The sequence below is a fragment of the Ornithinimicrobium cerasi genome, from assembly GCF_003702705.1.
GTDB lineage: Bacteria > Actinomycetota > Actinomycetes > Actinomycetales > Dermatophilaceae > Ornithinicoccus > Ornithinicoccus cerasi.
The window spans coordinates 1-22,957 of the sequence record NZ_QZMN01000007.1; the positions used below are offsets into that span (position 1 = coordinate 1).

The 22,957-nt window shown below is 71.5% G+C and carries 21 protein-coding genes; 8 read left to right on the forward strand and 13 right to left on the reverse strand.

All coding sequences use genetic code 11. From position 1 onward, the window contains the following. Window positions 1–487: 487 nt before the first annotated feature. Entirely contained in the window at window positions 488–1,438 is a 951-nt protein-coding gene (locus D4B81_RS09180) for an NHL repeat-containing protein (protein WP_161965084.1), read from the reverse strand. A gap of 179 nt (window positions 1,439–1,617) precedes the next feature. Next, window positions 1,618–2,085: a hypothetical protein gene (locus tag D4B81_RS09185; RefSeq protein ID WP_122262141.1), complete on the reverse strand. Its 468-nt coding sequence runs from the start codon at window positions 2,083–2,085 to the stop codon at window positions 1,618–1,620. Between the two features lie 128 nt (window positions 2,086–2,213). Here D4B81_RS09185 and D4B81_RS09190 point away from each other — a divergent pair, with 128 nt between their 5' ends. Then, window positions 2,214–3,953 carry a BTAD domain-containing putative transcriptional regulator gene (locus D4B81_RS09190; protein ID WP_161965085.1) on the forward strand — a complete coding sequence of 580 codons (1,740 nt, stop codon included), beginning with the start codon at window positions 2,214–2,216 and terminating at the stop codon, window positions 3,951–3,953. A 347-nt stretch (window positions 3,954–4,300) separates the two neighbouring features. On the opposite strand, the gene D4B81_RS09195 is transcribed toward D4B81_RS09190, so the two are convergent. The 6 genes from D4B81_RS09195 to D4B81_RS09220 form a co-directional block, all read right to left on the reverse strand. Continuing rightward, window positions 4,301–7,201 (reverse strand): vitamin B12-dependent ribonucleotide reductase, encoded by a 2,901-nt coding sequence (locus D4B81_RS09195; protein ID WP_122262143.1) that lies wholly within the window; start codon window positions 7,199–7,201, stop codon window positions 4,301–4,303. Between the two features lie 95 nt (window positions 7,202–7,296). Then, window positions 7,297–7,770 (reverse strand): transcriptional regulator NrdR, encoded by a 474-nt coding sequence (gene nrdR, locus D4B81_RS09200; protein WP_122262144.1) that lies wholly within the window; start codon window positions 7,768–7,770, stop codon window positions 7,297–7,299. Between the two features lie 267 nt (window positions 7,771–8,037). Then, entirely contained in the window at window positions 8,038–8,805 is a 768-nt protein-coding gene (locus D4B81_RS09205) for a maleylpyruvate isomerase family mycothiol-dependent enzyme (RefSeq protein WP_122262145.1), read from the reverse strand. Then, window positions 8,802–9,446 carry a TetR/AcrR family transcriptional regulator gene (locus D4B81_RS09210; RefSeq protein ID WP_122262146.1) on the reverse strand — a complete coding sequence of 215 codons (645 nt, stop codon included), beginning with the start codon at window positions 9,444–9,446 and terminating at the stop codon, window positions 8,802–8,804. Before D4B81_RS09210 ends, D4B81_RS09205 begins: the two co-directional genes overlap by 4 nt. A gap of 500 nt (window positions 9,447–9,946) precedes the next feature. Beyond that, window positions 9,947–10,729, reverse strand: a complete 783-nt coding sequence (locus D4B81_RS09215) for a thermonuclease family protein (protein WP_122262147.1) — start codon at window positions 10,727–10,729, stop codon at window positions 9,947–9,949. A 97-nt stretch (window positions 10,730–10,826) separates the two neighbouring features. Then, the gene (locus D4B81_RS09220) at window positions 10,827–11,549 is read right to left on the reverse strand and encodes a L,D-transpeptidase family protein (RefSeq protein WP_161965086.1); all 723 of its coding nucleotides are present in this window, start codon (window positions 11,547–11,549) and stop codon (window positions 10,827–10,829) included. Window positions 11,550–11,874: 325 nt separating this feature from the next. Here D4B81_RS09220 and D4B81_RS18490 point away from each other — a divergent pair, with 325 nt between their 5' ends. From D4B81_RS18490 to D4B81_RS18810, 4 genes are all read left to right on the forward strand, one after another. Further along, the gene (locus D4B81_RS18490) at window positions 11,875–12,405 is read left to right on the forward strand and encodes a hypothetical protein (RefSeq protein WP_122262149.1); all 531 of its coding nucleotides are present in this window, start codon (window positions 11,875–11,877) and stop codon (window positions 12,403–12,405) included. A gap of 92 nt (window positions 12,406–12,497) precedes the next feature. Further along, entirely contained in the window at window positions 12,498–13,301 is an 804-nt protein-coding gene (locus tag D4B81_RS09230; protein WP_161965087.1) for a hypothetical protein, read from the forward strand. Between the two features lie 29 nt (window positions 13,302–13,330). Then, window positions 13,331–13,897 carry a GNAT family N-acetyltransferase gene (locus D4B81_RS09235; RefSeq protein ID WP_202613636.1) on the forward strand — a complete coding sequence of 189 codons (567 nt, stop codon included), beginning with the start codon at window positions 13,331–13,333 and terminating at the stop codon, window positions 13,895–13,897. Continuing rightward, window positions 13,894–14,559 carry a hypothetical protein gene (locus D4B81_RS18810; protein WP_237565916.1) on the forward strand — a complete coding sequence of 222 codons (666 nt, stop codon included), beginning with the start codon at window positions 13,894–13,896 and terminating at the stop codon, window positions 14,557–14,559. The genes D4B81_RS09235 and D4B81_RS18810 overlap by 4 nt, the downstream gene beginning before the upstream one ends. 88 nt (window positions 14,560–14,647) lie before the next feature. Here the strand turns inward: D4B81_RS18810 and D4B81_RS09245 are convergent, their stop codons facing one another. Genes D4B81_RS09245 through D4B81_RS09260 form a run of 4 tightly spaced genes read right to left on the reverse strand, consistent with a single transcriptional unit; the run spans window position 14,648 to window position 17,491 of the window. Continuing rightward, complete coding sequence (locus tag D4B81_RS09245) at window positions 14,648–15,139, reverse strand: hypothetical protein (RefSeq protein ID WP_161965088.1); 492 nt, start codon at window positions 15,137–15,139, stop codon at window positions 14,648–14,650. A gap of 53 nt (window positions 15,140–15,192) precedes the next feature. Then, window positions 15,193–15,789, reverse strand: coding sequence for a DUF7010 family protein (locus D4B81_RS09250; protein WP_122262152.1), 597 nt, complete (start codon window positions 15,787–15,789; stop codon window positions 15,193–15,195). Next, complete coding sequence (locus tag D4B81_RS09255; protein ID WP_122262153.1) at window positions 15,786–16,391, reverse strand: response regulator transcription factor; 606 nt, start codon at window positions 16,389–16,391, stop codon at window positions 15,786–15,788. The genes D4B81_RS09250 and D4B81_RS09255 overlap by 4 nt, the downstream gene beginning before the upstream one ends. Beyond that, complete coding sequence (locus D4B81_RS09260; RefSeq protein ID WP_202613637.1) at window positions 16,388–17,491, reverse strand: sensor histidine kinase; 1,104 nt, start codon at window positions 17,489–17,491, stop codon at window positions 16,388–16,390. The genes D4B81_RS09255 and D4B81_RS09260 overlap by 4 nt, the downstream gene beginning before the upstream one ends. Before the next feature lie 104 nt (window positions 17,492–17,595). On the opposite strand from D4B81_RS09260, the gene D4B81_RS09265 reads away from it, so the two are divergent. Beyond that, window positions 17,596–19,254, forward strand: a complete 1,659-nt coding sequence (locus tag D4B81_RS09265; protein WP_122262154.1) for an HNH endonuclease signature motif containing protein — start codon at window positions 17,596–17,598, stop codon at window positions 19,252–19,254. A gap of 162 nt (window positions 19,255–19,416) precedes the next feature. Here the strand turns inward: D4B81_RS09265 and D4B81_RS18495 are convergent, their stop codons facing one another. Beyond that, the gene (locus D4B81_RS18495; protein ID WP_202613638.1) at window positions 19,417–20,079 is read right to left on the reverse strand and encodes a dsRBD fold-containing protein; all 663 of its coding nucleotides are present in this window, start codon (window positions 20,077–20,079) and stop codon (window positions 19,417–19,419) included. Between the two features lie 212 nt (window positions 20,080–20,291). On the opposite strand from D4B81_RS18495, the gene D4B81_RS09280 reads away from it, so the two are divergent. Next, window positions 20,292–21,302, forward strand: coding sequence for an LLM class flavin-dependent oxidoreductase (locus D4B81_RS09280; RefSeq protein ID WP_122262155.1), 1,011 nt, complete (start codon window positions 20,292–20,294; stop codon window positions 21,300–21,302). Between the two features lie 335 nt (window positions 21,303–21,637). Next, complete coding sequence (locus tag D4B81_RS09285; RefSeq protein ID WP_122262156.1) at window positions 21,638–22,951, forward strand: VOC family protein; 1,314 nt, start codon at window positions 21,638–21,640, stop codon at window positions 22,949–22,951. Window positions 22,952–22,957: the final 6 nt, after the last annotated feature.

Consider the following 22,957-nt stretch of genomic DNA (forward strand, 5'->3'; position numbering starts at 1 on the left):
ATAGGGAAAAGGATCGGCATATCTGCCAGACTCCCCGAGGCGCTCGTGTCGACGCACGCATCTGCCGCGTGGAGGACGGCTACGCTCGTCCGGCTTTGCCGCGTGGAGGACGGCTACGCTCGTCCGGCTTTGCCGCGTGGAGGACGGCTACGCTCGTCCGGCTTTGCCGCGTGGAGGACGGCTACGCTCGTCCGGCTTTGCCGCGTGGAGGACGGCTACGCTCGTCCGGCTTTGCCGCGTGGAGGACGGCTACGCTCGTCCGACTTTGCCGCACCGAGCGTGGGACGCGTGATAGTGCCGCCAGGATGTCGCTAGCCTGCCGCGCGTCCGGAATCGGCATCCCTCTGCTGGCCGTTGTTTGGTTAGCGACTCAGCCCGGCTCGACGCCTGCTGGCTGTCACGGCGTCGCCGAGGCCCAAGCGGTTTGAGAGCAACGGCACCTTGAGATGAGACGCTGCATCCCCAGGGATGACGACAAGCCTCGACGTCACGGTGGCCCGCCGGGTTCGAGGGCGATGCGCTCGATCGACTGGCTGGCGAAGCCGCTCACCCAGAGTTTGTCCCCGATCTGCTGAACGTCACCTCCACCCCCTGCCGGGTCGACCGCGATGCGGCGTAGGACGACGTCCTGCCTGGTGTCGACGAGCCAGACCTCGCCGTCACCGCTGCGCACCCACAGGTGCCCTTCGTCCTTTTCGGCGCTGGAAGCGGCCACGCCCCAGTACTCGTGCGGTTTCTCGAGTCGGAGGTTGAGCATGCGAGCTTCCCTTGTCCTGGGGTCGATCGTCACGATCCGGCCGGTCTGGGCGTCGTAGAACAGTGGTGCGTCGTCGTGCTTGACGAGGTACACGCTGCCCGCCGGTGTCGGCATCGGCACGGCGGCGAGGACGGTGCCGGCGTCCGCGTCGACCTCGTAGACGATCGCGCTACGGCGGTCGGTGACCCAGAGCGACCCGTTGGCCGAGATGGCTCCGGCCTCACCGTCTCGCAGACCGGGGACGGGCACGAAGGTGGCCTCGCCCGGCGCGTCCAGGGGCACCCGCTGGAGCGCGGCCGACCAGGTGTCTCCCAAGAGGTTGACCGGCCTCCACAACCCACCCTGGTGCTCGGTGGGTCCGAGTCCCAGTTCCGGAACCTGCTCCACGACCTCCAGGCTCTCGGGGTCGAGCTTGACCATGCCGGGAGACACCCTGCAGCCGGTCCACCAGATGCCGCCGTCGGCGTGGACCAGATCGCCGCACCCGACAAGCCCCGTCTTCGCCTGCCCGAGGAGCTCACCGGTCTCTGGGTCCATCTTTGTGATGAGCCACCCCCGGTGGTCCTGGACCCACAGCGCGCCCTCCGCGTGGAGCAGGGCGGCCGGGGCGGCCACGAGCTCGATCGACCCGGACGCCTGCAGCGAGAACCTGTCCGAGGGCAGCGTCTCAAGAGGTGGCAAAGGGGCGGCGGTGGAGGTGGGTGCCCCGTCGCTGGTTTCGCTGTCCTCAGCTGCGTGGGTCGATGCGGCAGAAGCGGTCGTGCCGGTGACTTCGCCAGTGACGGGCCCGGAGTCCACGTCCGACTGGCAGCTGCTGGCCCCGAGGAGGGCCAGCAGCGCCAGCGCCAGGCCGGGCCGGCTCATTCCAGCGCGCCCATGCCGGTGCACAGGTCGCGCAGGAACCGGTCGCCGGTGCCGACGAACTCGTTGCCCTCGGCACGCACGCCGGCGCCCACGAGCACGGGACCCTCCGGGAAGAGGACCCGGAACTGGCCACCGGTGATGCGTACCTCGCCGCTTAGCAGGTCCTGGTCCCTGTTCCACACACCCGTGTAGGGCACGGTCACCTCACCCCGCGTGAGGGTGCCGTCGAACGTGAGGTGCCGGTGCTCGCGCACCTTCACGCCGTCGCGGTACCACTCGGTGTAGTTCCGGTAGGAGGTGCTCACGAAGGTGATGATGCTCCCGTCGGCGCACGTTGTGAACTCCCCGGCACCGGGGACTTCGCGGTGGTAGCGGACCACGTCGACGTCGACCGCAGCCGCAGGCACGGCGGTGGTCGCCGTCATGAGGAGCGCGGTCGCAGTGAGGATGATTCGACCCTTCATGGCTGATCCCGACTTTCTGCTCGGCGGTGCGTGTGTGCCCCGCGGGTCTGACCACCGTGCACGCCTGCCCTCCAGGGAGCCTTGAGGTGGGCTATAACGGCTCTAACGTGCCGGAGGAGGTGGCGTCGATGCCGGACGGCACCTGGTTCGAGCTCTTCGGAGACGTGCGGTGCACCGTGGACGGGCAGCCGGTGGCGCTGCCGGGCGGCAAGCCGAGCCTGCTGCTCGGCCTTCTTCTCCTGCGCGCCGGTCGACCCGTCCGGATCTCCGAGCTGATCGACGGCCTGTGGCCGGAGGACCCGCCGGCGTCGGCGAGGGCCCTGGTCCACACCTACGTCTCACAGTTGCGCCGCCACCTCGGGGATGCTGCGTCGATCGAGACGGTCGCCAACGGCTACCGCGTCGTCGTGCCACCGGAGCACGTCGACGTCCACCGGCTCCACGACGCAGCTCGACGTGACGACCCGAAGGCGTGGGCGACGGCGCTCGGCCTGTCGGCCGAGCCGCTCCTCGCCGGCCGCGACGTCCCGTTCGTGGCGGCCGAGCAGGCCCGGGTCGACAACGTACGCGAGAGCCTGCAGCTGCGCTACTGGCAACACCGGGTCGCGCACGGCCAAGCCACCGGCTTGCTGCCCGAGCTGCAGGGCGCCGTACAGTCCCAGCCGCTCCGGGAGGACCTCGTCCACCTGCTCGCCAAGGCGCTGAGCATGGACGGGAGGTACGACGACGCCATCGCCGAGCTCGACGCTCTGCGTCGTCGCCTCGGCGTCGAGCTCGGAATGGACCCCTCACCTGCCCACGACGAGCTCCGCGCCCAGCTGAGCCGGCGAGGGGCGGACGCGACGACCGCGGACAGAGCAGCGGTCCGACCCGTGACGGAGGCGGACTCCTCCGCGAAGCAGCCGGAGGCCCCCCGGTGGCGGTCCCCGCGTCGGCGGGAGGTTGTCGCGGTCCTTCTCCTAGCCGTGATCCTGCTGCTCGGGACCGCGTCGTGGTGGCCCGATGAGGGCGTTGCGCCTCTGGAGTCCCTGCAGAGACCTGCGCTGCTGCGGGTCGGCCCGGAGGGCGACGTCACCCTGCTGGCGGACCTCCCGGCGGACCCCGACGAGATGCAGGTCGACGGATCTACCGTGTGGCTGACCTCCATGACGGCACGCACCATCATGTCGGCAGAGCTGGGTCGTAGGAGCGACGTCAGCGCAGTAGGTCTACCCGACGCACCGGTCTCGCTCGCGGTTAAAGACTCGCGTGCGCTGGTGGCGCTCGGGTTCTCGGGCACCACGGTGACGGTCGAGGACGGTCGGCTCTCCGTCCCCTCAACGCCGACACAGGGGGTCACCGGCAAGCTCCTGCTCGCAGCGGGCGAGGAAGGCACATGGGTAGCGACCGTCACCGGCGAGGTCTACGCCCCAGAAGGGGCGGACCACGATACGAGCCCGCGCCAGGTCACCGGCCTGCCTGTTCGAATCGCTGAGGACGGCCAGAGGGTGTGGGTGCTCACCGCGGAGTCGCTGACGGCGCTCCCGTTCACCGGAGGCAGCGCCGTCTCGGCCCTGCGAGGCGTGCCTGTGGACCTCGCAGTGGGAGCACAGCGCGCATGGGTCGTGACCGCGGACGAGCACCGCGTCTGGCGTACCGACCCTGCCACAGGTCAGGTGGTGCAGACCGCGCTGCTGCCCGCTCGCCCCGTCGCTGTGGTCGCAGCCGTGCACGGCGGGGCGTGGGTCGCCCTCTCCCAGCCCGCGTCCGTCGTCCGGCTCGACCCGACCACCCTCGAGCCGGTGACCACCATCGCCCTACCGGGAACGCCCGTCGACCTCGCGATGACGGAAGAGACCCTTCTCGTGGCGGTACGCCCCGCAGGGTGAACCGTGCGTGAGGAAAGCAGCGCCCAACCAAACGCGAGGGCCCTCACATTGCCTGCCACGACACCGGGTCGTGCGCAGTGGGCCTAGGCGCACCAAACGCCGTCCGGAAGTGCCGCGGGTCGGGACGGCTCGGAGGCGCGTCAATCCGCCGCCAGTGACGCACACGCAGGACCCGTCCGCCCCATGGCAGCGCTGACTAGTGGCTCCGTGTACTGCCGCCCCCTGCGTGCGGGCGGGGGCAGCAAACTCCCGCGCGGGAGCACGGTGTGTGACAGGACAAAATGGTGAGCGGGGTGACGTCCAGTGGACGTCACCCCGCTCCTCTGAGGCTGGCTAAGCCAGCATCATCAGCTGCAGCCGCTGGTGCTGCCGCACCCCTCGCACACGTAGCACGAACCGGCCGGACGCATCTTGGTCCCGCAGGTCAGGCAGATCGGCGCGTCGTTGACCTTGCCGACGAACTGCTCGATCAGCTCCGCCGAGGAGTGGACGGTCGCGTCGGCCTTGCGGGCGTCCGCGGCTCCGGCACCGGACTTGTCGGCGGCCTTGGCCCTCTCGGCGTCCGTCTTCTTCGCCGGGGTGGTCGCTGGGCTCTGGCTCAGCGACTCGAGCTCGTCCTCCAGGTCCTCGTCGTCGGAGGAGTCGGCGTTCACCGGGGCGTAGGAGCCGGTCTCCAGCTGGCGGGCCCGTTCCTCGGCGGAGTGGATGCCCATGTAGGAGCGGGACTCGAAGTCCAGGTAGTCCAGCGCCAGGCGACGGAAGACGTAGTCCATGATCGACTGCGCCATGCGCACGTCCGGGTCGTCCGTGAGGCCGGCCGGCTCGAAGCGCAGGTTGGTGAACTTCTCCACGAACGTCTCCAGCGGCACGCCGTACTGCAGGCCGATGGAGACCGCGATCGAGAAGGCGTCCATGACGCCGGCCAGGGTCGAGCCCTGCTTGCCGAACTTGAGGAACAGCTCCCCCAGCTCGCCGTTGTCGTAGGTGCCTGCCGTGAGGTAGCCCTCGGCGCCGCCGACGGCGAAGCTCGTCGTCTGGCTGGACCGGCGCTTGGGGAGGCGCTTGCGGACGGGGCGGTACTCGATGACCTTCTCGACCGTGGGCTCGGCCTCGTTCTCGGCCTTCTTGTCCTCCTTGGCCGCCTTGCCGTCGGAGAGCGGCTGGCCCACCTTGCACATGTCGCGGTAGACGGCGAGGGCCTTCAGGCCGAGCTTCCAGCCCTGGAGGTAGACGTCCTCGATCTCCTCCACGGTGGCCGACTCGGGCAGGTTGACGGTCTTGGAGATGGCACCGGAGAGGAACGGCTGCACCGCGGCCATCATCTTGACGTGGCCCATCGGCTGGATGGAGCGCGCTCCCATGGCGGTGTCGAAGACCTCGTAGTGCTCGGTCTTCAGGCCCGGCGCGTCGATGACGTGGCCGTGCTCGGCGATGTACTCGACGATCGCCTCGATGGTCTCCTCGGTGTAGCCCATCTTCTTCAGCGCGCGCGGGATCGTCTGGTTGACGATCTGCATCGAGCCGCCGCCGACGAGCTTCTTGAACTTCACCAGCGAGAAGTCGGGCTCGATGCCGGTGGTGTCGCAGTCCATCATGAAGCCGATGGTCCCGGTCGGGGCCAGCACCGAGGCCTGGGCGTTGCGGTAACCGTTCTTCTCGCCGAGCTTGACGACCTCGTCCCACGCCTTGGTGGCGGCGCGGTGGATCGATCCGTCCATCGAGTCGAGGGGGCGGACCTCGTCGTTGGCCGCCTGGTGCTTGCGCATCACACGCTTGTGAGCGTCGGCGTTGCGGGCGTAGCCGTTGTAGGGGCCGACGACGCCGGCGATCTCGGCGGAGCGCTTGTAGGCCGCGCCGGTGAGCAGCGAGGTGATCGACGCGGCGAGCGAGCGGCCGCCCTCGGAGTCGTAGCCGTGACCGGTCGCCATCAGCAGCGCGCCGAGGTTGGCGTAGCCGATGCCGAGCTGGCGGTAGTTGCGGGTCGTCTCCCCGATCGGCTCCGTCGGGAAGTCGGCGAAGCAGATCGAGATGTCCATCGCGGTGATGACCAGCTCCACGACGGCCTGGTAGGTCTCGACGTCGAAGGTGTTGTCGTCGCGCAGGAACTTCAGCAGGTTGAGCGAGGCCAGGTTGCACGAGCTGTTGTCGAGCGACATGTACTCCGAGCACGGGTTGGACGCGGTGATCCGGCCCGTCTCGGGGTTGGTGTGCCAGGCGTTGATGGTGTCGTCGTACTGGATGCCGGGGTCGGCGCACTCCCACGCGGCCTTGGCCATCTTCTCGAAGAGGGTCTTGGCGTCGACGGTCGAGATGACCGAGCCGTCCTTGCGGGAGGTCAGGCCGAACTCCTTGCCCTCCTCCACGGCGCGCATGAACTCGTCGGTGACGCGCACGGAGTTGTTGGCGTTCTGGTACTGCACGGACACGATGTCCTTGCCGCCCAGGTCCATGTCGAAGCCGGCGTCGCGCAGGGCGCGGATCTTGTCCTCCTCGCGCGCCTTGGTCTCGATGAACTCCTCGATGTCGGGGTGGTCGACGTCGAGGACGACCATCTTGGCCGCGCGGCGGGTCGCGCCGCCGGACTTGATCGTGCCTGCGGACGCGTCGGCGCCGCGCATGAAGGAGACCGGGCCGGAGGCGGTGCCGCCGGAGGAGAGGAGCTCCTTGGAGGAGCGGATCCGGGAGAGGTTGAGGCCGGCGCCGGAGCCGCCCTTGAAGATGAACCCCTCCTCCTTGTACCAGTTGAGGATCGAGTCCATCGAGTCGTCGACGGAGAGGATGAAGCACGCGCTGACCTGCTGCGGGCTCTTAGTGCCCACGTTGAACCACACCGGGGAGTTGAACGAGAAGACCTGGTGCACGAGGGCATACGTCAGCTCGTGCTCGAAGATCTCGGCGTCCTCGTCGCTGGCGAAGTAACCGTGCTCCTTGCCCGCCTTGACGTAGGTCAGGACGACCCGGTCGACGAGCTGCTTGAGCCCCTGCTCACGCTCCGGGGTGCCCACCGCACCGCGGAAGTACTTCGTCGTGACGATCGTCGAGGCGTTGACCGACCAGAAGTCGGGGAACTCCACCCCGCGCTGCTCGAAGATCGTCTCCCCCGACTTCCAGTTGGTCTGGACGATGTCCCGCTTCTCCCACGCCACCTGGTCGTAGGGGTGGACGCCAGGGGTCGTGAAGATCCGCTCGATCTGCAGGCCCTTGCCGTTGCGGCGGGTGCGAGAGCGCGCCCCGGTCGTCTCGGTCATCTGTGTGTCTCCTTGGTGCGGTGGTGGGTTCGGTCAGTTCGTCATGTATGCAGTGCAGCACCGGGGTCTGACAGACCCGGTCCCGCAGGGGCGGGCTACGGCATACCCGCCGGGGTCGCGGCGTCGCGCTCGGTGCGCAGCAGCGTGATCGCCGCCTGGAAGTCGTCGAGGGAGTCGAACGCCTGGTAGACGCTCGCGAAGCGCAGGTAGGCCACCTCGTCGAGGCAGCGCAACGGCTCCAGGATCGCCAGCCCGACCTCGTGCGCGTCGACCTCCGCCTGCCCCAGCGAGCGGATGGACTCCTCGACCTGCTGCGCCAGCCGCTGCAGCTCGTCCTCGGAGACCGGGCGGCCCTGGCAGGCCTTGCGGACGCCCGAGATGACCTTGTCGCGACTGAACGGCTCGGTCGCGCCGGAGCGCTTGATGACCGACAGGGTCGCCGTCTCCATGGTGCCGAACCGGCGCCCGCACTCGGGGCACTGGCGGCGCCGGCGGATGACGGTGCCCTCCTCCTGGACGCGGCTGTCGACGACCCGGGAGTCGGTGTGACGGCAGAACGGGCAGTGCATCGGCGCCTCCTTCGACGGTCACGGGCAGCACGGCACGGGCCCCGTCCGGGGACGGGCCCTGTGCATGGATCTGGGGACGAGCTGTGGACGGCGTGTGGGGAACCGCCCCTGGGCTGTGCACAAGATGTGGATTAACCACACCTGTGTAACTACTAGATGTAGGGATCTTATGCCCGCCCGACCCCAGGCGCAACAGATCTCGGCAACGTCCGGCGTGTCGGCGCGCAGGTGCAGGTCAGAGGCCCGGCGCGGCGTGTCGCGGTCGTCTCAGAAGGGCACCTGGGTCGTGAGGAGCCCGGTCGCGGGACCCCGGCCGCTGAGGACGCGGCAGAAGTCGAACGCGTCCATCGAGAGCCGCTCCCCGCCCTCGCCCTCCTGCCAGCGCCCCCCGGCGGGACCGCTCAGCTCGAGCGTGAACGGCATACCGTGCCGGCCCGCCCACTCGCGCACGACGTCGTCGACGAGGACGCCTTCGTGGTCGGCCGTGGCGGCCATCGGCTCGCCCGTGGCGCGGGTGATGTCGATGCGGTGCATGAACGGGTCGCGGGTGAGGACCACGTCCATGAGGTAGGCGTAGGTCCACCAGCCGTCCTGCTCGTCCTGCATCGTCTGGGTGCGCAGGAACGCGGGCAGGCCGACCCGCCCCTTCACCGCGCGCGGGGCGACCCGGCGGACCTCGGCGGTCAGCTCCGAGGTGCTGAGGCCGGCGTTCTTACGGACCTGCAGGGCGGTGAGGGCGTCGATCAGGAGCCCTCCCTCGCGCTTGGCCGCACGCGCGGACGCCAGCTGCTGGCGGACGAGCTCGCGGCGGCTCGCCACCATCTGCAACATCCCCAGCATGTGGCCGGCCATGGCGCGCACGTCCCAGCCGGGGCAGCCGGAGTCGGCGGCCCACTGCTCGGGGGTCAGCCGCTCGAGGAGGTCGGCCACCCGCTGGTACTCCGTGGTGGCGAGTCGCTCGGCGACGTCGCGGTCGAACGCCGGGCGGCGCGCCTGCTTCCTGCCCGTGGCCTGCCGGGACTCCTGGACGCTCATGTCTGGTCCTCCTCCTGCTGGGTGGGTTGCCGGACTGCGCGGGGTATGCCGCGCAGGTCGAGGTTGTCGACGAACATGTCCACCGCCCGGTCGAGCAGCCGGCTCCACCGGTCTCCCCCGGGGTCGTTGGCGTGCTGGCTGTCGATGAGGCCGCCGACGACCGCGACGTAGAGGTCGAGGTCCTCGTCCGCCGTGATCCCGTGGCGCGCGAACAGCTCCCGGGTCAGGTCCATGACGGCGACCGCGGGTGCGTAGGACGCCGGGCTCGGCTCGAAGCCGGGGATCGTGCGGAGGTTCATCAGCTGGTGCCGCGGGATGTCGCCGACCGCGAAGTCGAAGAACGTCCGCGCCCCCAGCCGCAGGTCGCCACGCACGTCGCCGGGCGCCCCGGCGAGGGAGGCCTCGCAGACCGCGAGGCACTCGGTCCAGGCCTGCCCGAACATCGCGTCGTAGATCGCGTTCTTGGAGTCGAAGTGCGTGTAGAGCGAGGGAGCGCGCATGCCGACCCGGTCGGCGACCTCGCGCAGCGTGATCCGGGCCAGCCCTTCCTCCCGGGCGAGCGCCCAAGCGGCGTCGAGGATCTCGAGGCGGGTGGCCTCACGTCGTTCGGCTTGCCTATCGCGGGTCGGAGTACCTAACACAGTTAGATTCTGTACCCGCCGTACTACCTCTGTCTAGGCCGTCTGCGAAACACCCTCACCGGTCGTCCTCGTCAGGGGACGAGCGGCTGCTTGGTCGTGCAGTCGATGGGCGTGTAGAAGCGCCCCTGATCGTCGATGTACGGACCGCCGACGTAGGCGCGGCATCCCGTGTAGCCGGCTCACGGCTGCGTGGGGGCGGGGGCGGGGGCGGGGACCGGAGCAGGGGAAGGCCGTGCCTGCTGCTCCTGGGCGCGGCGCGCGGCCTCCGCCTCGGACGCCGCCTGCTCGGCCTGCCGCTGAGCCTCCGCCTCCGCCGCCTGGCGCCTGCTCCTCGGCCACGCGCGCGGCCTCCGCCTCAGCCGCCTGGCGCGCTTCCTCCTCAGCCTTGCGCTTCGCCTCCTGCTCAGCCTTCTGCTTAGCCTCCTCCGCCTTGCGCTTGGCCTCGTCCTCGGCCTTCTTCCTCGCCTCATCGGCCTTCTTCCTCGCCGCCTCCTCAGCCTTCAGCGCTCGGCCTCGGCGACAGCGGCCTTCGCGGCAGCCTCGACACGACCCTGGAGGTCGACGACCTGCACGCGCAGCGCGTCCAGCTCGGCCACACCCAGCCCGGCCGCGGCCAGCGACCCCGCCTCGGCACCCCCGATCAGCGCGATCAGGGTGGCGCCCTCGGCCACCACGGCGTCGGCTGCCTGCTGGGCGGCGCCGGGTCCGCGGCCGAGGCGGCGGCCTCGACCGAGGCGACGGAGTCGGCATACCCCTGGATCCGCGCCTCGAAGGTGCACGTCAGGGTCGGGCTGAACATCCCCCGCCTGCTCCGCCTTGCCCTCCTCGTAGGCGGCGGTCACCTCGTCGAGGAACGTGCGGTTGGGCTCGAAGAGGACGGGTATGCCGAGCCCGCGCCGCGCGATCTCGGCGTTGATCAGGACGTCGCCCTCGAAGACGCCGGCGAGCTCGCGGTCATAACGGTCGTAGCGCTCGACGTCGTGCTCGAGGCGCACGACGTCGCCGGGCATCAGCTGGTCCTGGAGATAGCGGGTCGCCTCCGGCCCGAGGCACTCGACGGCCTTCCCCGGGTGTTTGGTCTCCGGCGTGTCGATGTTGAGGAGCCGGACGGTGTGCTCGGTGCCGTCGTAGCGGACCTCGATGGTGTCGCCGTCGATCACCCGCACGACGGTGGCCCGGTCGGACGCCGGTCCCGCGGTCACGGCGGAGTAGGCGGCACCTCCCCCGACGATGAGCACCGCACCGGTGACGAACGTGGACACGACGGAGCGGACCGACGGCATGAGCCCCTGCTTTCCCCTGACGACGACGAACGGTCACATCGTCGTGGTCGGAGGGGTGCCGCGGGGCGGGAACGACAAGAACGTCACCAAACCATGATCAGGCTCCGGTGGCGATCGTCACCCGGGTGCCGAGCGCCATCGTCCCGGTCGACCAAATCATGTCCATCGCGCGGGTCGACAAGCGGGAGCAGCCGTGCGAGTCGGGCCACGGCGGGATCTTCGCGGAGCCGTGCACCGCCCAGCCGGAGTTGTAGTACATCGGCCGGTAGAGGTTGCCGAGCGGTCCCCACTGCCAGCCCTTGCTGTAGGTCGAGTAGACCTTCCACGACCCGGTCGGGGTGACGGCGAGGTGACGGACGCCGTTGAGCCAGTAGTACTGGTTGTTGCCGGTGCTGGTGTTGAGGACGCGCGTGGTCCGCCCGTCGCGGACGACGAGGAACAGCTGCTTGCGCAGGTGGACCTCGACGCGCGAGCCGGCGCCGCCGACAGGCTTGGGCAGGGTGCCGTTGGCGAGTGCGGTGCGGGTGAGCGGGCCGACCACGCCGTCGCGGGTGAGCCCGTTCTGCTTCTGCACCGCCCACGTCGCCTGCTGCGTCAGCTCGCCGAAGTCGCCGTCGGCGGTCCCGCACCAGTACCCCTTGGTGGCGAGCTGCTTCTGCAGCGCCCGCACGTCCTCCCCCACGCACCCGCGGTAGAGCGCACGCGTCGCGGCGTGGCTCGTGCCTGCCGCGAGCGGCGTGAGCATCATCCCCGCCGTCACGCCGAGACCCCCGCGCAGCACCGAGCGTCGCCCGAGCTGCATACCTGGAACTGTGTTCATGTATTGCCCCTGACTTCTCCCCCGGCCCGGACGGGCCGACCCTGTGTGGTACCCCCGGTAGCGGGTACATGTCTGGGGAGGGGAGGGGTGTTGCACGCGCCGGGCATGCCTGTGCGCGGCTGTCGTGCCACGACGAACGCCTGGGTGTTCGTCGTGACACGACAGCCAGGCACAGGCATCCCAGGACCTGTCGCTGCAGCTGTGGCAGGCCATCTTCTTACCAATTCGTTACCTGTGGACAGGGCGAACGGGCGGCTGTGGTTTGGCAGACTGGCGGACGACAGACGCCCGGAGCGCCGGGCACCGCTGCCTGGAGGGGTATGACGTGAGCCGCACCGTGATCGTCGCTGCCGTCGCGAGCCTGGTGCTCGCTGGATGCACGGGTTCGACCGAGCCGTCGCAACCACCCACGAGCGAGGACGCGCTGACGACGACCAGTCCGGTGACCGAGGAGGCTGCGGTCACGAGCGAGGCCGCGCCGACGACGGAGGAGCCGGAGGGGACCGAGGCGGCGGCATTCCCCCAGACCGAGACTGGGGCCGAGGGGTTCGTGGCGTATTACGTCGAGACGTTGAACGACGTGCATGTAGGCAACCAAGACGTCGAAACTCTCCGTGCCCTGTCAGAGGAGACGTGTCAAACCTGCCAAGCCTTCGCGGACGTCGCCGAAGCGTCGCCGTTCGGTGGTCCGTACATGCAGTTCATCTCCGGGTCGCCCGTTCTAGTTGGAGATGAAGCTGTGGTCGAAACGGTTCTAGAACAAGAATCCGATGGCTCCACTGTCGACTCGGTGTTCACATTGACTTGGGGGGATGACGAATGGCGCGTGTCAAAGATTCAAGCGGCAGGGCGCTAGGCCTCGCTCTCGCTTGCGTCGTTACCCACGGGCCGGCTGCAGCTGCCATGCCAGACGACCCTTGTCTCGAGACCGGCGACATCTTGGCTTGTATGGAGAATAACGACGGCGTGTCCGTGGGATTCAGCCAGGAACAAACCCAGGCCCTCGCCAGCTCCTATCCTCCGGGCGCCACCGCGGACTCCCCCGACTCCTGGTACGAATACGTCGCCGTCATCGACTGCCGTCCGCCGAACACCCCCGACCAACCCCGCCTGGAGATCTGCGGCTTCGCGGTCAGCTACTGCGAGGAGAACGTCCCCGACTCCTACGGCCCCCGGTCCTGGATCTACCGCCGCACCGCCGACGGGTCCGGCCCGACGTCGGCCTGGGCGGAGGTCGCACCGACCTGCTACACCGACTCCGTCCCCGTCCGCTCGGGAGAGCCCTCCGTCGCGCTGACCGAGGCGATGATCATCGAGCAGTTCCACCGCACCGACTTCGCGCTCCCCCGGCTGGTCGTCCAGCCGCCCGACGGCCGCACGCTGGTCAACCTCCCCGTCTTCTTCGAGCTCGGCTGGCCCGAGGCCGGCTACGGCCCCGACGAGGTCGACACCACGACGATCGTCGGCCACGAGGTCCGCATCCGACCGACCCTCGTCGGCGCCACCTACGTCACCGGCGACGGCGGCGCGATCGGACCGACGACGAGCCTCGGCGGCGGTTACCCCGACGGCGACATCACCCACGAGTACACCGGCGCCGCCGACCTCTCCCCCTACATCTCCGTCCAGTACGGCGGCCAGGTCAGCGTCGACGGCGGCTCCTGGCGCCCGATCCCCGGCACCGCCACGATCGACGGCCCCGGCACCCCGCTCCAGGTCCTCACCTCGACCAACCGGCTCTACGACAACTGACCGGCGCGCCCCGGGCATACGCTGACCCCGTGGTCGACCCCCTGCCCGCCACCCCCGTCCGGCTCGACGCGCCGGGCCTTCTGCTGCGCGCCTACCTGGACACCGACGCCCCCGACCTCACCGCTGCCTTCGCCGACGAGGACATCGCCCGGTGGAACCCCGGCTCCCCCGACCCCGAGGCGGTCGAGGCGTTCATGGCCAGCCGCAACGACTGGAGCACCGGCGACCACGCCTCGTGGGCGGTCGCGGACCCGACCGGACGCCTCGCCGGCTCCGTCTCGATCCACCGCCTCGACCGCGACCAGGGCGACGCCGAGATCGGCTACTGGATCGCGCCGTGGGCCAGGCGCAGGGGGTATGCCGTGCGCGCCGTCCTCCTTGCCACCCGGTTCGGGTTCGGTCCCCTCGGTCTGCACCGCCTGTACCTCTACCACGCGGTGGACAACCCCGGCTCGTGCGCCGTCGCCCTCGCCGCGGGCTACCTCCACGAGGGGACACTCCGCCAGTCGTTCAGGTATGCCGACGGCGTGCACCATGACGAGCATCTCCACGGCCGGTTGTCGGCGGACCCCGAGCCCGAGCGGGCTGCCCGGTGACGCTGAGGCCCGTCGCCGAGCCGTCCGCCGCCGCCTGGTTGGTGTCGCGCGGCCGGCCGTGGCCCCGTCTGGCGCTCTTCGGCCCGGCGGGTCTCGAGGCGTACGCCCGGCTCCGGTTCATCCCCGACCCGAACCGGCCGGGGCAGGAGGAGCACGAGCACGACGGCGGGGAGGACCTCCCCCGGGAGCTGGTCCAGCTGCGCACCGTCGTCGACGTCCTGCGACGGCATACCCGGACCCCTGACGACGCGTGGCACTGCCTGTGGGAGGGGTGGGGCGACCTCCACGCGGGGGCCACCATCGTGACCACGCTGCACGACGACGGCCGTGCCGAAGGTCGCCCGGGCGCGCCGGCCTTCCCGCCGGGCGTGCTGGGCGCGCCGACGGTCCACCTCCCCCACCGCAGCCACCACCTCTTCCGCGGCCCGCTGTCCGACCTGGGCGACTGGGGTGCGGCCGACCTCGCTCCTGGTGTCCCTCGGGGTGACCTGGTGCCGTCCTACGTCTGGCCCTCCGACCAGGCCTGGTGCATCGCCGCCGACACCGACCCGCACTGGGCGGGGATCGGTGGCACCCGCGAGGCGGTCGAGGACCTGCTCGCGCTCAGCACGGTCGACGTCGTGGCGGCCGACCCGGCGGAGGACCAGCCGTCCTACCCCTGACCGGTGTGCCCGCCGGAGCCCGGCGGCGATGCGGTCCAGCCGCCGGACGCCACCACCGCTGGGGGTGTCAGGGGCAGGGGTCCAGGGCTCAGCAGTCGGTCAGGTCCTCCCACGTGCCGACGATGCTGCCGTCCTCGGCGCCCAGGAGCACGTCCTGCGGGCCGAGCTGGGCGACCTGGTCGAGCGTGAAGTGCACCCCCGGGAGGTTCTCGATCTCGCCCGCGGGGATGGCCTGCACGATGTAGCCCCGCGCGGGGTCCAGCTGCGGCGGGTCGTCCGCCGCCGACGGGACGAAGAGCTTGTCCTGCCGGCTGCGGTCGCCCATCTGCCAAGAGCCCACCAGCGGGTTCTCCTCGTCGTCGGCGAGCCCCTCCCGGTCGGCGTGCATCACCACGGAGGCCACGGCCTCCTCTCCGCAGCTGTCCCAGACGACCGCCAGGTCGCCCTCGACGGACATGACCCCTGTCCGTCCCACGGTCTCGAAGCCGCTCGGGGCGATGCAGCCCGAGAGTCCGACCGCCACGACCGCGCAGACGCCGCCCACCATCGCCACCCGGGCCCCGGGCCCACGACGAGTCACCCGCCCACCGACACTCGCTCCCGTGCGCATGCCCGACCTTAGCGCGGCGCCGCTCAGCGCACCCGTGCCACGGCGGGTGCCCGGCGGGCCCGGTGCCGCAGCAGCAGTCCCACCGACATCACCACGAGCAGCCCCGCCATCAGGTAGGCGCCCAGGGTGTCGGGGGTGTCGGCGACGAGGACGACCAGCCCCGCCACCACCTGGACCACCCCTGCCACGAGGAAGGCGACCTCGCCGTACAGGTGGGCGAAGGTGAAGTAGTGCGCTCCTACCACCACCATCGCCAGCGGGAAGAAGGCACCCGGCAGGACGCCCGCGACGAGCCACACCGCCAGCAGCCCGGCCACCATCCCGAACGCCGACTGCATCGCCAGACCTCGCATCGGGTGCCCGGCCGGCAGGTCCGCCCGGTCCCCGAGCAGCCGGTTGCCGAGCATGGACAGCGGAGGGATCAGCACGCCGCCGAGGAACAGCACGGCGGACCCCGACGCCATACCTGAGCGGTCCGCGGTGAGACCGGCGACGAGCCAGACCACGGCCGCGACGAGCGGCCCGAGCCACCCGCCGTGGTAGATCCGGCGCACGTCCGCCTGCGCCTCGGCGACGCCGAGCGAGCGGGTGTCCTGGTGTCCCTCGGAGTGCGTCGTCACAGCCAGCCGTTCTCCTCCGCGGCCCGCGCCGCCTCCACCCGCGTGTCCGCACCGGTCTTGCCGATCGCCGACGAGAGATAGTTGCGCACCGTCCCGGGCGAGAGGTAGAGCCGCCCCGCGATCCGCTGAACGGTCGCCCCGTCGAGCGCCTCGCGGAGCACGTCGCGCTCCCGGTCGGTGAGGGGGTTCGGGCCGCCGATGAGCGACTCCGTCGCCAGGGTCGGGTCGACCACCCGCAGCCCCGCGTGCACGCGCCGCACCGCCTCCGCCAGCTCGTCCGCGGGGGTGTCCTTGACCACGAACCCGCTCGCCCCCGCGTCCATCGCCCGCCGCAGGTAGCCCGGACGCCCGAACGTCGTCACCATCAGCGACCGCGTCGGCAGCCCCGCCTCCCGCAGCGCAGCGGCGACCGCGATCCCGTCGAGGCCGGGCATCTCGATGTCGAGGAGGCAGACGTCGGGCGAGGTATGCCGCACGGTCGCCACGACCTCGTCACCCCGCCCCACCTGGGCGACCACCTCGATGTCGCGCTCGAGGTCGAGGAGCGCGGCCAGCGCGCCGCGGACCAGGGCCTGGTCGTCGGCGAGCAGCACGCGGATCACAGCCGCACCTCCAGCCGGGTCCCGTGCCCGTCGGGCCCGGCGCCGAGGTAGAGCCGGCCGCCGGCCTGCTGCACCCGCTCGCGCAGGCCGCCCAGACCGTTGCCCTCCCGGCGGCCCTGCAGACCGCGGCCGTCGTCGGTGACGGTGATGCAGTCGCTGCCGAGCTCGACGACGCAACGCCGCGCCCGGCTGTGGCGGACGACGTTGGTCACCGCCTCGCGGAGCACCCAGGCCATCGTGATCCGGTGGCGGGGGTCGACCACGGACAGGTCCTCCGGGAAGGTGACGTCGATGCCCGCGCCGGCACACGCCATACGCGCCGCCTCCACCTCCTCGGTGAGCCGTGCGACCCGCAGGCCACCGACCGTGGCGCGGATCTCCGCGAGCGCCTGGCGGGACAGGTCCTGCACCTCGGCCAGCTCGTGCTTGGCGCGCTCGGGGTCGGTGTCGACGAGCCGCTTGGCGAGCTCGGTCTTCATCGCCACGACGGTGAGCGAATGGCCGAGCACGTCGTGGACGTCGCGGGCCACCTGCTCGCGCTGCTCGGTGAGCGCGACGCGGGCCTCCGTCGTGCGCTGCGCGTCCTGCTTCTCGTCGACGTAGCGGCTGACGACGCTGAGCGAGAGCACCGCCAGGCAGATCGCCCAGAGCAGCAGGTTGGGCCACCACGTCCAGGCGATGGCGCTGCCGACGAAGATCGCCGCGAGGAGACCGAGGCAGACCACCCACATCTGGCGCCACGGGAGGAAGAAGACGGGGAGGCTGACGATGAAGGGGCCCGCCGTCATCGAGTTGGGCCCGAGCATCCAGGCGAGCACCAGGCCGATGGCGATGAGCGCGACCAGGCCCGCGACGCCGGTGCGGCGGGCACGGAGGTAGTCCTCGGTGACGACGTGGACGTTGGTGGTGCGGAGGGTCTGGATGTAGACGGCGCAGAAGGTGAGGATCAGGCCGGTGGCGCTCAGCTGGAAGGTGAGGTCGAGGTCGCTGGACCACACGTAGGTGAGCGGGAAGATCCAGAAGAACAGCCAGACGGCACCCATCACCCAGCCCAGGCGTGCCCAGGCATCGTCGCGTCGCTCTGCCACCACCGCCGTCACGGGACCACTGTCCCAGGCCCGGCCCCGTGGTGCCGGTGACAGGTGTCACCGGTGCGTCTGCGCTGGTCAGCAGGTCTGTCGGTGGGGGGTGCTTGAGTGGAGGTATGTCGATCACGCGGGGGTGGGTGGGGAGTCAGGAGGAGCTCCTGGCCGCGGACCTGCGCGACTTCGTGCCGGTGCCGGTCAGCGAGGAGGAGCAGGCCTTCGCGGCGCACCTGGCGGCGGAGCGGGATGCGTTCCTCGCTGCGCGGGGGATGAACGGGCCGGCGTGGGAGGCGATGGTCGACGACATCGAGTCCTCGTTCGTCGGGGAGCGGCCGGTCGGTGCGGCGGGTGAGGAGCTGGTCGAGGGGGTGGCGGAGGCCGCGCGCGGGATGGCCCGTGCGACGTTGGCGGGTCGGGAGCAGGGCCAGAGCCACGGTGGGAGGCCGGGGCCGGTGGCTCTGGCCGAGGGCGAGCTGACCGTCGGTCTGGAGTCGCTGGCCGAGGTGGTGGCCGCCGGGCACGCCGCGTTGTTCGTGCTGGTGCGGGAGTCGGTGGCCCGCAAGCTGTACCTCGACGTCGGGATGGCCGTCCACGACTGGGGGCGGCGCCGCTGCCCCGGTCTCCCGCCGCAGCTGGTGAACGACCTCGTGGCGGTGGCGCGGTCTGCCGACGCGCCCGGGACCGACCTGCTCGCGGACGCCGTCGCGGCCGGCACCACCGCCCCGCACCGCGCCGCCCAGGTGGTCCGGACCCTGGAGCGGCTGCGGACCTGTCTGCGGCACGACCAGCAGGTCGCGTACGCGACCATCGCCGCCGACGCCGCCGCCAACCCCTCGATCTCGGAGAGGGACCTGTCGATCCTGTGCCGCAAGCTCATCGTGGACCTCCTCGAGGAGCCGCCCGAGGGTGACGACGATGAGGGGGCCCAGGGTCCGGACCCCGCGGGGACCGGAACCGAAGATGCGGGGGGCGAAGGGGCCGACACGGCAGACGCTGGGACCGACGCGGGGGACGCCGGGTCGGGGGACGCCGGGGCGGGAGATGGCGCATCCCCGTGGGGCTCGGGCGCCGACCGTCGCCCTCGGACTCCGGCGGAGCGGGCGGAGGCGCTGCGGTCGCTGACCCGTCGCCCCGTCGGGCCGGGCCTGACCCGCTACACCTTCGACGCCCCGGACGGCGACGCCGCGCTGCTGGACGGCATCCTGAACGGCCCGCTGGCCGCGCCGGCACCGGCGACCGGAGCGGACGGTGGGGTGGTCGAGGCCGACCTGCGCTCCGTCGCGCAACGCCGCTACGACGCCCTGCTGACCGTGCTGTCACGCGGCCTGGGCAATCCTGGGGCTCCGCCGTCCACGGCCCGCGCATCGGTCATCGTCACGGTGGCGGCCGACCCGATGACCGGCCGCCCGGCGGGGGCCGCCTTCACCCAGGCCGGGCAGGTGCTGCCGTCGTCGCAGGCGGGCAGGTTCGCCTGCCTGGGCGAGGTGACCCCGCTGGTCCTGGGTGAGCACGGCGAACCGCTGGACCTCGGACGCACCCGGCGACTGGCCTCCCCCGGGCAGTACAAGGACCTCCTGGTCCGCGACGTCCACTGCACCTTCCCTGGGTGCTCGATGCCGGGCAGCTGGTGCGACGCGCACCACGTCGTCTGGTGGTCGCGCGACGGCGGGACCGACATCCTCAACCTCGTCCTGCTCTGCCCGCGGCACCACACCCTGGTGCACACCAAGGATCTGCACGCCACGGTCACCGGCAACGTCGTGTACTGGCACGTCTGAGCACCCCGCCCCGCACCCGGCCCGGGGCCGGGTCACAGGCATGTCCGGAGGTGAGGGCGGCACCCCAGGCGATGGGGACCCGGCACCGGGGCACCCGAGGTTCAAGCACTGCGGACCCAGGCGCTGCGGACCCTGCATCGCGATCCGCCGGTTCGTGACCCCTCAGCTCCGGCGGACGTAGGCGTCCTCCCCGGTCGCCGCGGCGATGTCGTCCTCCGCGACCGTCATCAGCTGGTCGGCGAGGTGCCGCAGCGCCCGGGCCACCGCGACCTCGTCCCCGATCTCCGGCGACATCCGGTCCCGCGCCGAGCGGTGGCTCTCGCCGAGCGCCCGGAGGTGGTCGGGGGCGTCCGCGACCAGCACCGCCTGGGCGCTCGTGTCGTCACCACCCTCGAAGATCGTGATGCGCACCGTCCAGTCGCGCACGTGCGGCAGGGTCCCTCCGGACCGCACCGCGGGCGCCTGCTCGGCCGACACGGGCACCGGGTCGTCCGCCGGCGTGGCCGGCTGTCCCGCGGCGGTGGCCGTCTGCGCCGCCGCGGTACCCGTCTGATCCGACGCGGTGACCGTCTGCTCCGCCGCGGACACCGGTCCGGCCCCCGCGGACACCGGTTCGGCCCCCGTGGGCACCGGATCGTCCATGGTGGAGACCCGCAGCACAGCTCCCGGTCCGGGGAAGATGAGCCCGGTGTGGCCGTCCGACCACTCCACGACGAACGGCGGCCCGCCGTCGTCACCCCGGGTCTCGACCACCCGTCCGTCACGGGTCGGCTCACCTACGTGGCTGGCCGCCAGGACGATCCTGTCTCCGGCTCGCGCCTTCATGACCTCGTCACCTCCATGCTCGGGTCCTGCTCCGGGGCGACGCTGCCCCGTACCTCGATGATCCTCCGCCCCCGTCCCTCCCGCGAGGGTCTGGCCACGATTTCGGCCGGGTGTGAGCAATCAGACTGGGTCATCCAGACGGACCGCAGGCGGGGGACGTGCGTCCGGGGGGAACGCGGCATACCCGGCCCGTCGAGCGCGTTGCCGGTGACATGTCCCCCACCTCTCCTCGTGTCCCCCTCTCCGTCCTCGACCTGGCCCCCCGCTCGCAGGGGATGACGCCGCGCGAGGCGATCGAGGAGTCGACGCTGCTGGCGCAGGAGGCGGAGGCGCTGGGGTACCGGCGGTTCTGGATGGCCGAGCACCACGGGTCGGACACGTTCATGTCGTCGGCGACCGCGCTGCTGCTCGGGCACATGGCGCAGCACACCAGCCACATCCGACTCGGCTCGGGTGGCGTGATGCTGCCGAACCACTCCTCGCTCATGGTCGCGGAGTACTACGGCACCCTCGCGACCCTGTACGGCGACCGGTTCGACCTCGGGCTCGGGCGCGCGCCGGGCACCGACCCGATGACCGCAGCGGCGCTCGCGCGCACGAGCGGGCAGCTGCACGACTTCGCGGCGGAGGTCACGGCGCTCCACGACTACCTCGGTATGCCGCGCGCCGGCGCCCGGGTGCGCGCGATCCCCGGCGAGGGCACGAGGGTGCCGCTGTGGGTGCTGGGGTCCTCGACCGGCGGGGCGCAGGTGGCCGCCGCGCTCGGGCTGCCGTTCAGCTTCGCGTCGCACTTCGCGCCGGACCAGCTGCGCGAGGCGCTGCTCGTCTACCGGTCGCGGTTCAACGCCGACGCCGGGACGGCCCAGGTGGAGCGGCCGACGGTGATGGCGGGGGTCAACGTGCTCGTCGCGCCCACCCAGGCGGAGGCCGACCGGCTGTTCACGACGGCGCAGCTCATGGCGATCCGGATCCGCAGCGGCCAGCCGGCGCCGCTGGACCCGCCGGTCGACGACCTCGCCGCCGTCGTCCCGGAGCAGCTGCTCGGGCTGGCGCAGGCGCACCAGGCCGTGCGGGCGGTCGGGACGCCGGAGAGCGTGGTGAGCGCTCTGGAGGGCTTCGTGCAGGACCACCAGCTCGACGAGCTGATCGTCACGACGTACACCTACGACCCGGTGCTGCGGCGGCGGTCCTACCAGCTGCTGGCGCAGGCCTGGGGCTTGTAGGCGCGCTCGTCAAGGGCCGCAGGGCGAGTCGACCGGGGCGATGGAACGCGCTCGCGCGCAGGGTGGTGGCGCGCGCTCCCCCAGCACGGCGTTGCCCGCGTGACCAGGGGGCACCGGGGAGGCGGGTAGCGCGGTCGCGACGAGGCTGAGGGAGACGACCAGGCCTAGGGCGACCCGGCCCCCCGTGAGGGTCTTCATCATGGTGCCTTCCGGAGGAGATGGAGCGGTGTGCTCCACCTTCCCGCCGTCCCGCGCGCGGGAGATCTACGACGATCCGCGTACGCCCCACCTCCATCCGGACAGCCCCTGTCCGCGGTCAGGTGCAGGATGGCGACATGGACGGATCCCGGAGCCACCTGACCGCGCGAGAGTTCCAGCAGACCGACGGCCTCTCCGACTGGAGAGTGCTCGGCAACGGCGCCAGCACCTGGTATGCCGCCACCTCGCACCGCGAGGGCACGCGCCTCGTGGAAGCCCTGGCCGGGCTCGCCCCCGAGGTGGACCTGGACGTCGACGTCCGGGCGAGCGGCGTGCGGGTCCGGCTGCCGCTCACGCCCGAGGACGGGGGCTTCCGGGAGCCCCACGTCGTCGCGGCCCGGGCCGTCTCCGCGGCTGCGGCCGATCTCGGGCTCCGGGCGGACCCGGGTGTCGTCCAGGACGTCCAGCTGGCCTTCGACGTGGCGGACCAGGACGCGGTGAGCCCGTTCTGGCAGCAGGTCCTCGCCTACGAGCCGGTCGGCGACGAGGACCTGATGGACCCCGGCCGACGTCACCCGCCGATCTGGTTCCAGGACCTCGACGCCCCGCGGCCGTTGCGCAACCGGTTCCACCTCGACGCGGTCACCACCCAGCCCGCGGCCGCCGCGATGCTGGCCGCGGCCCGGTCGCTCGGCGCCAGCAGGGTGGACGAGCACGGCTACTACGCCACCGTCGCCGACGCGGAGGGCAACGAGGTCGACATCCTCCCCCTCCCCGAGGGCAGCGACCGCTGGTCGGACGGGACCACCGAGGACTGGCGCCTGACGTTCGCGGCGATGGCGTGCTACCCGACGAGCACCCCGCGTGAGGCGGCCGACCTCGCGGAGGCGGTCGCCGCGTTGGCCGACGAGGCCGGTCTTCCGGTCGCGATCGACGTGCGGCCGGGGCTGGTCACGATCGACACCGGCAAGGACCGCTGGGAGATGGACGAGGGCTACCAGCCGCTGGCCGCGCGCATCCAGGAGGCCGCTCGCGGGCTGGGCCTCACCGCCGACGTCACCCGCCCCCGCTTCGTCCAGCTCGGCATCGACGCGGTCGACATCGCGGCGGTCCGGGCCTTCTGGCGGGTGGCCCTGGGCTACGAGGACGACCCGCGACCTCACCTCACCGACATCGGGGACCCCCGGCAGCTCAACCTGGTCCTCTTCTTCCAGGACCTCGACCCGGCCGACGAGGCGCGCCGCGCCCAGCGCAACCGCATCCACCTCGACGTCTTCGTCCCCCACGACGTGGCGCGCGGGCGGGTCGACGCCGTCCTCGCCGCCGGCGGCCGGATGGTGCGGGACGAGTTCCCCGAGTGGTGCACGATCGCCGACCCCGAGGGCAACGAGGTCGACATCGCGGTCTCGCCCGGCCGCGAGGAACGCTGGCTCGAGCAGCACCCGGACTGACGACCC

What these genes read in the sequence shown, in the direction of transcription:
- D4B81_RS09215 (WP_122262147.1), bottom strand. Translation starts at nt 10,729, where the DNA reads ATGCCGTCGGTCCGCTCCGTCGTGTCCACGTTCGTCACCGGTGCGGTG.
- D4B81_RS09285 (WP_122262156.1), top strand. Translation starts at nt 21,638, where the DNA reads ATGGACGGATCCCGGAGCCACCTGACCGCGCGAGAGTTCCAGCAGACC.
- D4B81_RS09195 (WP_122262143.1), bottom strand. Translation starts at nt 7,201, where the DNA reads ATGACCGAGACGACCGGGGCGCGCTCTCGCACCCGCCGCAACGGCAAG.
- D4B81_RS09185 (WP_122262141.1), bottom strand. Translation starts at nt 2,085, where the DNA reads ATGAAGGGTCGAATCATCCTCACTGCGACCGCGCTCCTCATGACGGCG.
- D4B81_RS09220 (WP_161965086.1), bottom strand. Translation starts at nt 11,549, where the DNA reads ATGAACACAGTTCCAGGTATGCAGCTCGGGCGACGCTCGGTGCTGCGC.
- D4B81_RS09265 (WP_122262154.1), top strand. Translation starts at nt 17,596, where the DNA reads ATGTCGATCACGCGGGGGTGGGTGGGGAGTCAGGAGGAGCTCCTGGCC.
- D4B81_RS09205 (WP_122262145.1), bottom strand. Translation starts at nt 8,805, where the DNA reads ATGAGCGTCCAGGAGTCCCGGCAGGCCACGGGCAGGAAGCAGGCGCGC.
- D4B81_RS09190 (WP_161965085.1), top strand. Translation starts at nt 2,214, where the DNA reads ATGCCGGACGGCACCTGGTTCGAGCTCTTCGGAGACGTGCGGTGCACC.
- nrdR (WP_122262144.1), bottom strand. Translation starts at nt 7,770, where the DNA reads ATGCACTGCCCGTTCTGCCGTCACACCGACTCCCGGGTCGTCGACAGC.
- D4B81_RS09230 (WP_161965087.1), top strand. Translation starts at nt 12,498, where the DNA reads ATGGAGAATAACGACGGCGTGTCCGTGGGATTCAGCCAGGAACAAACC.
- D4B81_RS18495 (WP_202613638.1), bottom strand. Translation starts at nt 20,079, where the DNA reads ATGAAGGCGCGAGCCGGAGACAGGATCGTCCTGGCGGCCAGCCACGTA.
- D4B81_RS09280 (WP_122262155.1), top strand. Translation starts at nt 20,292, where the DNA reads ATGTCCCCCACCTCTCCTCGTGTCCCCCTCTCCGTCCTCGACCTGGCC.